10 protein-coding genes are annotated in these 13,458 nt (G+C 76.8%); 6 read left to right on the plus strand and 4 right to left on the minus strand.

Going from position 1 to position 13,458, the window contains the following annotated elements; all coding sequences use genetic code 11:
* Positions 1 to 2,469: an ABC transporter permease gene (locus tag JD79_RS00915; RefSeq protein WP_110004019.1), complete on the plus strand. Its 2,469-nt coding sequence runs from the start codon at positions 1 to 3 to the stop codon at positions 2,467 to 2,469.
* Positions 2,470 to 2,517: 48 nt separating this feature from the next.
* On the opposite strand, the gene JD79_RS00920 is transcribed toward JD79_RS00915, so the two are convergent.
* The 3 genes from JD79_RS00920 to JD79_RS00930 are packed head-to-tail and all read right to left on the minus strand — an operon-like array spanning position 2,518 to position 5,608.
* Positions 2,518 to 3,402, minus strand: a complete 885-nt coding sequence (locus JD79_RS00920; RefSeq protein WP_110004020.1) for an enoyl-CoA hydratase-related protein — start codon at positions 3,400 to 3,402, stop codon at positions 2,518 to 2,520.
* Positions 3,399 to 4,391, minus strand: a complete 993-nt coding sequence (locus tag JD79_RS00925; protein ID WP_110004021.1) for an acyl-CoA dehydrogenase family protein — start codon at positions 4,389 to 4,391, stop codon at positions 3,399 to 3,401. The genes JD79_RS00920 and JD79_RS00925 overlap by 4 nt, the downstream gene beginning before the upstream one ends.
* Complete coding sequence (locus JD79_RS00930; protein ID WP_110004022.1) at positions 4,388 to 5,608, minus strand: acyl-CoA dehydrogenase family protein; 1,221 nt, start codon at positions 5,606 to 5,608, stop codon at positions 4,388 to 4,390. Before JD79_RS00930 ends, JD79_RS00925 begins: the two co-directional genes overlap by 4 nt.
* 108 nt (positions 5,609 to 5,716) lie before the next feature.
* On the opposite strand from JD79_RS00930, the gene JD79_RS00935 reads away from it, so the two are divergent.
* The 5 genes from JD79_RS00935 (at position 5,717) to JD79_RS00955 (ending at position 11,956) form a co-directional block, all read left to right on the plus strand.
* A complete protein-coding gene (locus tag JD79_RS00935) occupies positions 5,717 to 6,361 on the plus strand; it encodes a TetR/AcrR family transcriptional regulator (protein ID WP_110004023.1) in 645 nt (214 codons plus the stop codon).
* A 34-nt stretch (positions 6,362 to 6,395) separates the two neighbouring features.
* The gene (locus JD79_RS00940) at positions 6,396 to 7,232 is read left to right on the plus strand and encodes a class I SAM-dependent methyltransferase (protein WP_110004024.1); all 837 of its coding nucleotides are present in this window, start codon (positions 6,396 to 6,398) and stop codon (positions 7,230 to 7,232) included.
* Between the two features lie 78 nt (positions 7,233 to 7,310).
* On the plus strand, positions 7,311 to 8,882 hold the full coding sequence (locus JD79_RS00945; protein WP_211307808.1) for a long-chain-fatty-acid--CoA ligase: 1,572 nt from the start codon (positions 7,311 to 7,313) through the stop codon (positions 8,880 to 8,882).
* A gap of 167 nt (positions 8,883 to 9,049) precedes the next feature.
* Positions 9,050 to 10,837 (plus strand): class I adenylate-forming enzyme family protein, encoded by a 1,788-nt coding sequence (locus JD79_RS00950; protein WP_110004025.1) that lies wholly within the window; start codon positions 9,050 to 9,052, stop codon positions 10,835 to 10,837.
* Positions 10,838 to 10,906: 69 nt separating this feature from the next.
* Positions 10,907 to 11,956, plus strand: coding sequence for a potassium channel family protein (locus tag JD79_RS00955; protein ID WP_110004026.1), 1,050 nt, complete (start codon positions 10,907 to 10,909; stop codon positions 11,954 to 11,956).
* On the opposite strand, the gene JD79_RS00960 is transcribed toward JD79_RS00955, so the two are convergent.
* Positions 11,941 to 13,455: an adenylate/guanylate cyclase domain-containing protein gene (locus JD79_RS00960; protein WP_211307809.1), complete on the minus strand. Its 1,515-nt coding sequence runs from the start codon at positions 13,453 to 13,455 to the stop codon at positions 11,941 to 11,943. The genes JD79_RS00955 and JD79_RS00960 overlap by 16 nt on opposite strands.
* Positions 13,456 to 13,458: the final 3 nt, after the last annotated feature.

Here is a 13,458-nt window from a genome sequence, read left to right on the forward strand (position 1 = left end):
GTGCTGTCCACCACCCTGGCGAACCTGCGCGCCCACCTGCCGCGGCTGGTCGCCGCCACGCTCGCCGTCGTCATCGCGGTCGCCTTCGTCGTCGCGACGCTGGTCCTCGACGAGACCGCCCGCGTCACGCTGCTGCGGGCCGCGGGCGCCGAGTACGTCGGCACCGACGTCGTGGTCACCGCCACCGACGGCTCCTCGCTGGCCGGTGCGGTCGGCGCCGTCGCGGCGGTCCCCGGCGTGCGCGCCGTCGACCCCACCACCTCCGCCGACGTCCAGGCCCGCTTCCCCGGCCGGTCGGAGGCCCACCTGCAGGTGCAGGCCGTGGCCGCCGACCCGGTGCTGCGCTGGCAGCAGGTCGCCGCCGGCACGCTGCCCGACTCCCCCGGCGAGCTCGCGGTCGCGACGACGACCGGCGCCGCGGTGGGCGACGTCGTGGCCGTCACCGTGTACGACCCCGTCACCGGCGAGGTCACCTCCACCGCCGACGCGACCGTCACCGGCCTCGTCGACCTCGGCGGCGACCCCGGCGCCGGGCTGTTCGCGCGCGGCTTCGCCGTCGCCGGCCAGGTGGCCGCCTGGGGCGGGCTCGAGCCCACCGAGCTGCGGGTCGTCGGCGAGCCGCGCACCGATCCGGAGGCACTGGCGGCGGCGGTGGCCCCCGCGCTGGGCTTCGCGGCGGTCGAGCTGCGCACCGGCGAGCAGGCCGCCGAGGACGCGGTCGCCGACGTCACCGGCGACCGGCTGGCCCTGGCCGCGGTGCTGCTGGTGTTCGCCACCGTCGCGGTGCTGGTGGCCGGGCTGGTCATCGCCAACACGCTGGCCGTGCTCGTCGCCCAGCGCACGCGCGACCTGGCGTTGCTGCGCTGCGTGGGCGCCACCTCCCGCCAGGTGCGGCGCAGCGTGCTCACCGAGGCGGCGGTCACCGGGCTGGCCGCCTCGGTGGTCGGGGTGGGCGCGGGCGTCGCGCTGGCCGCCCTCGTCTCGGGACTGGTCGGCACCGACTCACCGCTGCCGCTCGAGGGCGTCGCCGTGCCGCTGTACGCCGTCGGCGCGGGGGTCGCCGTCGGCACGCTGACGACGCTGCTCGCCGCCCTCGGCCCGGCCCGCGCGGCCACCCGGGTGGCGCCGCTGGCCGCCCTGCGGCCGGTGGACGCCGCCCCGCTGCGCAGCCGCGGCGGCCTGCTGCGGTTCGCCACCGGGCTGCTGCTCGTGCTCGGCGGCGCCGGCCTCATGGCGCTGGGCGTGCTGACGGTGGACGTGTACGCGTCGCTGGCCGGCGGCACGGCGAGCTTCCTCGGTGTGGTGCTGCTCGCCCAGCGGGCGGTGCCGCCGGTGGTGGCCGCGGCGGGGCGGGCGCTGGGCCGCATCGGCGGGGTCCCCGGCCGGATGGCCGCGGGCAACGCCTCGCGCAACCCGCGCCGGACCGCGGCGACGGCGACCGCGCTGCTCATCGGCGTCACGCTGACCACCGCGATGGTGGTGGGTGCCGCCTCCACCCGGGCCACCGCGCAGGCCGGCCTCGACGCCGCCTACCCCGCCGACGTCGAGATCGGCGCGTACGGCGAGCTGCCGGCGTCGCTGCTGCCGCAGCTGGAGGACGTCGACGGCGTGGCCGGCGGGACGGCGCTGCTCGGCGTGGACGTGACCGGGCCCGACGGGCAGCCGCTGTGGGTGCAGGGCGTGGACGCCGCCGCGGCGACGCCGGTGCTGCGCAGCACGGCCGGCCTGTTCCTGCCCGCGATCGGCGAGGCCGTGCTGCCGCAGTGGGCCGCCGACACCTACGGCCTGCGCGCCGGCGACACGATGACCCTGCGGGCGGGCGAGCGCAGCCGGGCGCTGACCGTCGCCGTCGGGGACACCGGCCTGGGCACGCCGCTGCTCTCGACGGCCGACGTGCGGGCGCTCGTGCCCGGCGCCACCACGGCGACGCTGTGGCTGCGCCTCGACGACGGCGGCGGCCAGCGCGACGCCATCGAGGAGGTCACCGAGCTGACCGGCGCGGCGGCTCCCGGCGCCTTCGTCACCGGCCTGGCCAGCGAGCGCGCCGCCATCGACTCGGTCCTCGACGCGCTGCTGCTGGTGGTCACCGGCCTGCTCGGCGTCGCGGTGCTGATCGCGCTGATCGGCGTGGGCAACACGCTGGCGCTGTCGGTGGTCGAGCGGCGGCAGGAGAACGGCCTGCTGCGGGCGATGGGGCTCACGCGGGGGCAGCTGCGCGGGCTGCTGGCGTGGGAGGCGGTGCTCGTCGCCGGCGTCGCGGCGGTGCTCGGCGTGCTGCTCGGCGGCGCGTACGGGCTGATCGGGACGGCGTCGGTGCTCGGCGGCCAGGACGCGGTGCTGCTCGACGTCCCGTGGCTGCAGGTGGGCGGCATCGTCGTCGTCGCGACCGGAGCCGGTCTGCTGGCCTCGGTGCTGCCGGCCCGCCGTGCGGCGCGCACGGCACCGGTCGCCGCCATCGCCGCGGTGTGAGCGTGCGCTTCCGTGGACGTGCCCGGGGCACGTCCGCGGAAGTGCACCTCAGGGCAGGACGTCGTCCGGGGGCAGGGGCCAGCGCGGCACGCCGGCCACCGCACCGTCGCCGAGCGGTGCACGGAACTCGGCGGGGCGCTTGGCGAGGAAGGCGGCCACGCCCTCGGCGGCGTCGGGGCCGCTCCCGAGCTCGGCCAGCGCCCGCGACTCGACGCGGTGGGCGTCCCAGGGCGAGGACGCGCCGAGCATCGACCAGAGCATCTGCCGGGCCGCGCCCACCGCCACCCCGGAGGTGTTGTCGGCGATCTCGCGGGCCAGGTCCAGCGCGGTGGGCAGCAGGTCGGCGTCGGGGACGACCCGGCTGACCAGCCGCCCCCGCAGCGCCTCGGCGGCGTCGAACACCCGGCCGGTGGCCACCCACTCCATCGCCTGGCTGATGCCGACCACCCGCGGCAGGAACCACGACGACGCCGCCTCCGGCGTGATGCCGCGGCGGGCGAAGACGAAGCCGAAGCGCGCCGACTCCGCCGCGATCCGCACGTCCATCGGCAGGACCATCGTCGCGCCGATGCCGACCGCCGGGCCGTTGACCGCGGCGATCACCGGCTTGCGCAGCGCGGCGAAGGGCAGCGACGCGACGCCGCCCCAGTCCCGGGCGACGCCGTCCACGGTCCCCTGCACCGGCGGGCCCTCCGCGCGGCCGCGGTCGGCGAAGGTCCCCGACCCCGCGCCGAGGTCGGCGCCGGCGCAGAACGCCCGCCCGGCCCCGGTGACGACGACGACCCGCACCGCGTCGTCGGCGTCCGCGGCCGCCGCGGCCTCGCCGAGCTCGCGGGCCATGACCGGCGTGAACGCGTTGAGCCGGTCCGGCCGGTCGAGGGTGAGGGTGGCGACGCCGTCGGCGACGGCGTACCGCAGCTGGGTCGGGGTCATCCCAGGGCGCCCGCGACGGCGAGCCGGGCGACGGCGTCGAGGTGCTCGGCGGCGTCGCCGAGCAGCAGCCGGTCGACCTTGGCGCGGCGCCAGTACAGGTGCGCGTCGTGCTCCCAGGTGAACCCGATGCCGCCGTGCACCTGCACCACCGTCTCGGTGGCCCGCTCGGCGACCTCGGCGGCGTAGGCCTTGGCGGCCGCGGCGGCCAGCGGCAGCTCGGCCGGCGAGCTGTCGGCCGCCCACGCCGCCCACCACACCAGCGAGCGCAACTGGTCCACGCCCACCCACGCGTCGACGAGCATGTGCTTGACCGCCTGGTAGGAGCCGATGACCCGGCCGAAGGCCTGCCGCTGCTGCGCGTAGTCCACGCCCACGAGCACCGCGCGGTCGGCGGCGCCGAGGTCCTCGGCGGCCATCACCACCGCGCCCACCTGCCGGGCGCGCGCCCACAGCTCGCCGGCGTCCTCGGCGAGCACCCGGCGGGAGGTCATCCGCACCGAGGCCAGCCCGCGCGTGGCGTCCATCGGCCGGCCCGGGGTCACCTCGCCCTCGCCGACGACCAGCGCGCCGCCGTCGAGGCCGAGGAAGAGCGTGGCGTCGGCGGCGTCCAGCGAGGGCGCCGAGCCGGTGACCGGCCCGTCGAGCACGGCGATCGCCGCCGACCCGTCGGCCAGCTGCGCGGCGAGGTCGGGCGCGCCCTCGAGCAGCACCGCCGCCCGCGCCGCGGTGACCAGCGACGGCCCGGCCAGCACCGCGCCGGCCTGCTCGGCGACGACGGCGAGGTCGAGCACGCTGCCCCCGGCACCGCCGGCCGACTCGGGGACGGTGATGCCGAGGAAGCCGATGTCGGCCAGCGCCTTGCGGCCGGGCGCGGGCGGGCCCTCGCCCTCCAGCGCCGCCCGCGCGGCCGAGAGCGGGACCGACCCGGTGAAGAACTCGCGGGCGCCGGCGGCGGCGTCGCGCTGGTCGTCGGAGAGGTCGAAGTTCACCGTCGTCCTCCGGAGGAGAAGGGAGCGCTCTTGTCGGTCCGGGGCTCCGGAGGCAGGCCCAGCACCCGCTCGCCGAGGATGTTGCGCAGCACCTGGTCGGTGCCGCCGGCGATCGCGATGCCGGGCACGTAGGCCTGGGCGCGCTGCCAGGTGTCGTCGCCGTCGGCGGTGGCGCCGAGCACCGCCTCGTCGCCGAGCAGCCGCACCCCGGCGTCGGTGACCAGCCGGGCCGCGGCGGTGCCGCCGAGCTTGCCGGCGCTGGCCTCCGGGCCGGGCACCCCGCCCTGCGACAGCGTGGTGAACCGCCGGTAGCCGGTGTACCGGGTGGCCAGCGAGGCGACCAGCGCCCGCCCGACCGCCTGCCGGGCCAGCACCTGCTGCTCCGGGGAGAGGGCGGGCAGCCGGTCGCGGGCGTGCGCGGTCAGCGACTCCGGCGAGGGGCCGATGTCGCTGCCCGCCCCGCCGATGGCCACGCGCTCGTTCATGAGCGTGGTGAGCGCGACCCGCCAGCCCTCGCCGGGCTCGCCGAGGCGCTCGGAGTCGGGGATGCGGACGTCGTCGAAGAAGACCTCGTTGAAGTCGGCGCCGCCGCTCATCTGGCGCAGCGGCCGCACGGTCACGCCGGGGGCGTGCATGTCGACGACGAACATCGTCAGCCCCGCGTGCTTGGGACGCGACGGGTCGGTGCGGGTGAGCAGGATGCCGAAGTCGGCGACGTGCGCGAGCGTCGTCCAGACCTTCTGGCCGTTGACCACCCAGTCCTCGCCGTCGCGGACGGCCGACGTGCGCAGGGCGGCGAGGTCGGACCCCGAGCCGGGCTCGCTGAACAGCTGGCACCAGACGTCGTCGGCGCGCAGCAGCCGGGCGAGGTAGCGGGAGCGCTGGTCGTCGCTGCCGTGGGCGATGACGGTCGGCCCGCACATCCCGATGCCGATGTGGTTGATGAGCGTGGGCACCCGGGCGCGGCCCAGCTCCTGCCCGACGATCGCCTGCTGCACCAGCGTGCCGCCCTGCCCGCCGTACTCCCGCGGCCACGTGACGCCGACCAGCCCGGCCTCGGCCAGCACCCGCTGGGTGTCCCGCAGCTCGGCCTCGCGCGAGCGCGCGTCGACCGGCTCACCGGGCGCGACGTGGAGCAGCTCGCTCGCGTGCTCCTCCAGCACGCTGCGGACGTGCGCCCGGAAGGACGCCTCCTCCGGGGTGTCGTCGAAGTCCACGCGGGGCCTCCTCGTCGTCGGGCGGTACGCGCCGCAGCGTGGCAGCGGTCACCCGTGACGGTCAACGGTGACTGTTCAGCACCGCGCCGGGGGCCTAGCCTGCCGCGGGTGAGCGCCCATCCCCTCCCGGACGACGGCCCGCGCAGCCGGTCGACCCGCACGGCCGACAGCCGGGCGCTGATCCTCGACGCCGCCGTCGCCTGCCTGGTCGAGTCCGGGTACGCCGGCGCCTCGACCCTCGCCGTCCAGGCCCGGGCCGGGGTGTCGCGCGGCCGGCTGCTGCACCACTTCCCCTCCCGCGCCGAGCTGCTGGTCGCCGCCGCCGGGCACGTGTCGAGCACGCTGCTGGCCGAGGTGGAGGAGCGCGCCGCCGCGGTGATGGCCGACGAGCCGACCGGGCCCGAGCGGGTCGACCGGGCCATCGACCTGATGTGGGCGACGTTCCAGGAGCCGCCGTTCTGGGCGGCGATGGAGCTCTGGACGGCGGCGCGCACCGATCCTCGGCTGCGGGCCGCGCTGCGGGTCGAGGAGCGCCGGCTGCGCGCGGCGATCCGCCGGGTGGCCGACGGGATCTGGGGCCCGCAGATCGCCTCCGCGCCGCACTACGCCGAGGTGTGCGAGCTGCTGTTCACGAGCATGCGCGGGGTGGCCTGCGTCTACGCCTTCGCCGACCGGCCGGCCGCCACCGACCCGCACCTGGCGCTGTGGAAGGGGCTCGCCGCGCGGCTGCTGTCGGCGCGCACGGAGGACTGACGCCCGGGTCCGCCGCGGGCCACGCTGTCGGGGCATGGACGACGGCTCCCCCACCGGCTCCCCCACCGGTTACGTGCTGGGGAACGACGACCCCGCGCTGGCCCGGCTCGACGCGCTGTCGCGGGTGTACGCGGCGGCGACCGCGGCCTGGCTGGACGCCGCCGGCCTGGCCCCCGGCCCGTCGGTGGTCGACCTCGGCTGCGGCACCGGCGCGGTGACCCTGGCGGCGGCGGAGCGGGTGGGCCCCACCGGCCGGGTGGTCGGCGTCGACACCGCGCCGCAGCCGCTGGAGGTCGCCCGCCGCCGGGCCGCGGCGGCCGGGCACCGCGGCGTCGTCCTCGAGCAGGCCGACGTCACCACCTGGGAGCCGCCCGGGCCGGTGGACGCCGTCCTGGGGCGGCTGGTGCTGATGCACCTGCCCGACCCGGTCGCGCTGCTCGCACGCCTCGCGCGGGCCGTCCGTCCGGGCGGCGTGGTCGCGTTCCAGGAGGTCGTCCTCTCCACCCGGGCCGCGTCCCCGCCCCTGCCGCTGCTGACCGCCTTCAACGGCTGGCTGCTCACCACCCTCGGCCGGCTGGGCGTCCCCGCGGACCTCGGCCTGCGGCTGGGTGCGGTGTTCCGGGCCGCCGGGCTGCCCGACCCGGCGCTGGTCACCGGTCAGCCGCTGGAGCGCGGCGGGGACGCGAGCGGGTGGTCGATCGTGGGCGGCGACGTCACCGCGCTCGCCGGCGCCTTCGAGCGCACCGGGACCGTGTCGGCCGCAGAGGTCGGACCGGCCGACTTCGAGCAGCGGCTCCGGGCCCAGGCCGCCTCCGCCGGCGCCGTCCTGGTGGACCCGCTGGTCGTCGGGGCGGTGGCCCGGCTGCCCTGACGGTCAGGGTTGACCGCCGCGACCCGCCGCCACCAGCATGACGCGGGTCACACCCGCCAGGCCAGGCCAGGAGGACCCGTGAGCGTCCCGATCCCCACCCTGCAGGGCCGCGGCATGACCGCCGCCGACCAGCTGGCCCGCTGGGCGCGCCGGACGCCCGACGTGTGGGCGCTGCGCTTCGACGGCGGCGGCCGGACCTACGCCGAGCTCGACGAGCGGGTCACCCGGCTGGCCCGTGCGCTGGCCGACCGCGGCGTCGGCACCGGGGACCGGGTCGCGGTGCTCGGGCTCAACTCGATGGAGGTCTGGGAGGCCTACCTCGCCGGCGTCCGGCTCGGCGCGATCGTCGTCCCGGTCAACTTCCGGCTGGTCGCCGACGAGGTGGCGTACGTCCTGGGCGACTCCGGCGCCACCGCGCTCGTCGTCGACGCCGCGCTCGCCGAGGTGGCTACCAAGGCCCGCGAGCAGGCGCCCGGGGTGACCACCGTGCTCACCATCGGCGGGGACCTCGAGGAGGCGCTGGCCGCGGCCTCACCCGAGCCGCTCGAGGTCGAGGTCGACGAGGGCGCACCGGCGTTCGTCATGTACACCTCGGGCACGACCGGCCGGCCCAAGGGCGCCGTGCTCACGCACCGCAACCTGCTCATGCACGTCTTCAGCCAGGTCACGCACCTCGGCTGGGCCCCCGACGACCGGGTCGGCGTCCCCGGCGCGCCGCTGTTCCACATCGCCGGGCTGGCCGGCGGCCTGCCCGCGCTGCTCGTCGGCGGCACGCACGTGATCCTCCGGTCGGGCGGTTTCGACCCGGTCGCCACGCTCGACCTCATCGAGCGCGAGCGGGTCAGCAACATCTTCCTGGTGCCCGCCATGTGGGCCGCGGTGGTCGCCGTCCCGGGCATCGCCGACCGCGACCTGTCCTCGCTCCGGCGGATCTCCTGGGGCGCGGCCCCGGCCTCGACCACGCTGCTGCGCACGATGATCGACACGTTCCCGCAGGCCGAGGTCGTCACCGCCTTCGGGCAGACCGAGTGCAGCCCGGTCACCTGCCTCCTGCGCGACGAGGACTCGGTCCGCAAGATCGGCTCGGTCGGGACGCCGATGCTCAACGTCGAGGTCCGCGTGGTCGACGACGAGATGAACGACGTGCCGCAGGGCGAGGTCGGCGAGATCGTCTACCGCAGCCCGATGGTGATGAAGGAGTACTGGGGCAAGCCGGAGGCGACCGCGGAGGCCTTCGCCGGCGGCTGGTTCCACTCCGGCGACCTGGTGCGGCAGGACGAGGACGGCTACCTGTACGTCGTCGACCGCAAGAAGGACATGATCATCACCGGCGGCGAGAACGTGTACTGCGCCGAGGTGGAGGACGTGCTCGCCGCCCACCCCGGCGTCGCCGAGGTCGCGCTCATCGGCGTCCCGGACACCAGGTACGGCGAGGCGCCGCTGGCCGTCGTCGCCCCGCGCGACCCCGCGTCCCCGCCCACGCCCGAGGAGCTCAGCGCCTGGTGCCGCGAGCGGCTGGCCCGCTACAAGCACCCGCGGGAGTACTCCGTCGTCCCGGCACTCCCGCGCAACCCCAGCGGCAAGGTGCTCAAGACCGCCCTGCGCGCCGAGCACCGCGCGGGGTCGCTGGTCTCCGACCCGGCCGTCTGACGAAGGACCCTCGCGCCCCCCCACCGCTCGCAGGCTCGCGGCGGGCCCCCGCACGAGGGCCGCGAGGTGTGCGCCGTGCACACCCGCAGCTGTGCTGAGCGCTGCTCGACAGCCGATGTGAGCTGTACCACGCTGACGGGCGCACCGACCCGGACGGAAGGACACGCATGACCGCCACGCCCCCTGCGACGACGCACCCTGCGACGACCGCCGCGCAGGAGCCCGCCACCCCGCAGGAGCCGGCCGTCGGCTGGCCGCCGGGCCTGCCGCGGTCGCTGGAGTACCCGCTGGTGCCGGTGGGGTCGATCCTGCGCGCCGCGGTGCGGCGCTGGGGCACGCGCACGGCGTTCGTCGACCACGACGTCGAGCTCACCTTCGAGGAGCTGGGCGCGCGGGCCGCCGCGGTGGCCAACTGGCTGGCCGACAACGGCGTCGGCCGCGGGGACGTCGTCGCGGTGCACCTGCCCAACTGCCGTCAGTACCCGGCGGTCTACTACGGCGTGGTGATGGCCGGCGCCGTCTTCTCCCCCACCAACCCCCTGCTGCCCGCGGCCGACCTCGCCGCCCAGCTCACCGACGCCGGCGCCACCGTCCTGGTGACCTGGGACCAGGTGCTGCCCTTCGTCCGCAGCGCGCTGGAGGCCACGCCGGTGCGCACCGTCGTCGTCACCGGCGAGGCGCACACCCTCGACCTCGCCGCCCGGCTCGAGGGCCTGGCCGACGACGACGTCGACCTGGCCGACCTGCTGGCCGCCGACCCCACCGACCGCCACCTCGACGCCGGGCTCGACCCCGCCGCCGACCTCGCGCACCTGGCCTACACCGGCGGCACGACCGGCGTGAGCAAGGGCGTGGAGCTGCCGCACCGCAACGTGGTCACCAACGTGCTGCAGTCGGCGTGCTGGACCTCGGGGTCGCTGCCGGAGCTCGACGAGGCCGGTGACGTCACCGTGCGCCAGGTCGTCGGCGAGGACGAGTACCCGACCCGGCTGGGCGAGGCCGTGCTCATCAACCTGACGCCGTGGTTCCACGCCATGGGCGCGATCGGCTACCTCAACGGCATGGTCATGAGCGGCACCACGACCGTCATCCACATGCGCTTCGACCCGGTGAGGTACGTCGAGGACGCCCAGCGGTACCGGGTGACGTCGATCGGCGGCGCCCCGCCGGTGTTCGTGGCGCTGCTGCAGGTGCCCGGCTTCACCGAGCACGACTGGTCGCACGTCCGCGGCGTCGCCAGCGGCGCCGCGCCGCTGCCGGTGCCGCTGATCGAGCGGCTGCAGGCCGTGCTGCCCAACGCCGTCATCGGCGAGGGCTACGGGCTGACCGAGGTCACCATGCAGGCCACCGGCAACCCGTCGTTCCGCTCGGGCACCCGCAAGCCCGGCACCGTCGGCCTGCCGGTGTTCGACACCGAGATCACCATCCGGCCGCTCGGCGGCGGCGACCCGCTGCCGGCGGGCGAGCGCGGCGAGGTGTGCATCCGCGGCCCGCAGGTCATGCGCGGCTACGCCCACCGGCCCGAGGCGACGGCGGAGTCGATCGACCCCGATGGCTGGTTCCACACCGGCGACGTCGGGATCCTCGACGAGGACGGCTACCTGTCCATCGTCGACCGCACCAAGGACATGCTGCTCTACAAGGGCTACAACGTGTTCCCGCGCGAGCTCGAGGAGATCCTCTTCGGCGTCCCCGGGGTCGCCGGCGCCGCCGTCGTCGGCCGGCCCGACGAGACCGCCGGGGAGCTGCCGGTGGCCTACGTCGTCCGCAGGGCCGACGACGCCGGGGCGGCGCTGACCGCCGAGTCGGTGATGGCCGCGGTCAACGACCGCGTCACCCACTACAAGCGGCTGCGCGACGTCGTGTTCATCGACGCCATCCCGGTCTCGGCGGCGGGCAAGGTGCTCAAGCGCGAGCTGGCGGCCCGGGAACGGGAGACCGCGGCCCAGGGCTGACCCCATCGGGGGCGGTGTGCGCCGGCATCCCGGTGCGCACCGCCCCCGCTCGCTATCGTCCGCGGGGTGATGGGCGGACACGGGTCGGAGGACCCGCACACCGGGGTGCAGATCGCCCACGAGGAGCAGTCCCCGGTCCGCCAGGTGTGGCGGCGGGTCGTGCTCGCGGCGTTCTTCCTCGGCCTGACGGTCTTCATCGTCTGGCTCGACCGCGACTCCTACCGCGACGGCGACGAGGTCGGCATCTCGCTGCTCGACGCCGTCTACTACTCCACGGTCACGCTCTCCACCACCGGCTACGGCGACATCACGCCCATCACCGAGTCCGCGCGGCTGGTGAACATCCTGTTCATCACGCCCCTGCGGATCATGTTCCTGATCGTGCTCATCGGGACGACGCTCGAGGCGCTCACCGCGCGCTCGCGCGAGGAGTTCCGCATCCGACGCTGGAGGTCCCGCGTGCGCCAGCACGTCATCGTGTGCGGCTACGGCACCAAGGGGCGCAGCGCCGTCCGCTCGCTGCGGGCCACCGGCACGCCGCTGGAGAACATCGTCATCGTCGACGCCGACCAGAAGGCGATCGACGAGGCCAACTCCATCGGGCTCACCGGCATCGTCGGCGACGCCGGCCGCACCGACGTGCTGCGCCGGGCGTCGGTGGAGCGCGCACGGGCGGTCATCGTGGCGGCCAACCGCGACGACGCCGCCGTCCTCATCACGCTGACCGTGCGCCAGCTCAACCCGAGCGTGCCGATCACCACCAGCGTCCGCGAGGAGGAGAACGCCAGCCTGCTGCGCCAGTCCGGCGCGGACACCGTCATCACCACCTCGGCGACGTCGGGCCGGCTGCTGGGCCTGTCCACCGACAGCCCGCGCGTGGTCTCGGTGGTGGAGGACCTGCTCACCGGCGGGCAGGGCCTGGACCTCTCCCAGCGCACGGTGCGCTCCGGCGAGGTCGGGCTGGGGCCGCGGGACCTGCGCGACGTCGTGCTGTCGGTGACCCGCGGCGGGCGCACGCTGCGCTTCGACGACCCGCTGATCGGCACGCTGCAGAGCGAGGACGTGCTGGTCGTCGTCCGCTCGCACGGCCCCGACGGTCAGGTCTACGCGCGCACGTAGGTCCGGGTCGGCTCGCCGCGGCCGCGCAGCTCCACCTCGGCGTCCGGCACCCAGTTCGCGGCCTCGCCGCCCCCGGCGGCGCGCACCGCGGCCTCGCTGGCCACCGCCCGGCCCGGGTGCTCCTTGGCCAGCTCGGTGAGCCGCGCGGCCTCGTTCACCGGGTCGCCGATGACCGTGTACTCCAGCCGGCTGGCGGTGCCCACCTGCCCGGCCCACGCCGGCCCGCAGGCCACGCCGACGCCGACGTCCACCTCGCCGGCGCGCCCGACGTCGTCGCAGATGCGGCGGGCCGCGCGCAGGGCGGCGCCGGAGGGGTCGGGGTGCGCGGTGGGGGCGCCGAAGACGCACAGCGCGGCGTCGCCCTCGAACTTGTCGACCAGCCCGCCCTCGGCCTCGACCGCGTCGACCACGACGGCGAAGAAGCGGTTCAGCAGGCCGACCATCGCCTCCGGGCCGGTGCGCCGCACCAGCGACGTCGACCCCACGACGTCGACGAACAGCGCCGCGACCGGCCGCACCTCACCGCCCAGCGAGGCGCCCTCGGCCAGCGCCCGCGCCGCGACCGTCGTCCCCACGTGCCGGCCGAACAGGTCGCGCAGCCGCTCCCGCTCGGCGAGCCCGGCGGCCATCGTGTTCACGCCCTCCTGCAGCAGGCCGATCTCGCCGGCGTCGTCGACGGTGACGCCCGCGGTGTAGTCCCCGGCGCCGACCCGCTGCACCGCCTGCCGCAGGTCGCGCAGCGGCTGGCCGACGGCGCGCGCGGTGAGCAGCGTGGCCAGCCCGCCGACCAGCACGGCGACGACGGCGAGGAAGACGACGGCGGTGCGGCCGGGCCCGCCGGGGTTGCTCGGGTCGACGAACAGCAGCACGACGCCGAGCAGCGGGACGGCGCTGGTCAGGCCCCAGGTGAGCAGCAGGCGCGGGCGCACGCCGAGGGCGAGCCGGCCGGCCGGCGGGTGCGCGGCCAGCGCGCGGGTGGTCAGCCCGCGGGCGGCGCGGGCCACGAGCAGGTAGACGACGCCGGCGGTGACCGCGCCGCCGAACAGGGCGGCGACACCGACCCGCAGCCCGACCAGCGGCTCGGGGAACGTGACCGCGGCGACGGCGCCGGCGAGGACGGCGCCGAGGAGCCAGACGACGGCGGCGATCAGCGCGGTGTCCACCGGCAGCCGCAGCGCGCGGGCGGCCTCGGCCGGGGTGGGGTCGCGGCCGGCGACCAGCCACGCGGTGGTGGCCCGCTGGCGGCGCAGCCCGGCGAGGGTGGCCAGCGGCAGCGCGACGACGAGGTAGGCCAGGGCGGTGAGCAGGACGGGGCCGCGGCCGGCGTCGTCCGCGCCGTCGGAGACGCCGAGCAGCAGCAGGGTCACGGTGCCCGCGCCGACGAGGTCGGCGACGACGACCAGCGCCACGATGAGCGGGACGGCGATCCGCCCGCTGGGCGCCCAGGCCAGCACGTCGTCGGCCCGCCGGGCGGCGGTGCGGGCGCTGGCCGGGATCACGGC

Source organism: Geodermatophilus normandii (assembly GCF_003182485.1).
Taxonomy (GTDB): domain Bacteria; phylum Actinomycetota; class Actinomycetes; order Mycobacteriales; family Geodermatophilaceae; genus Geodermatophilus; species Geodermatophilus normandii.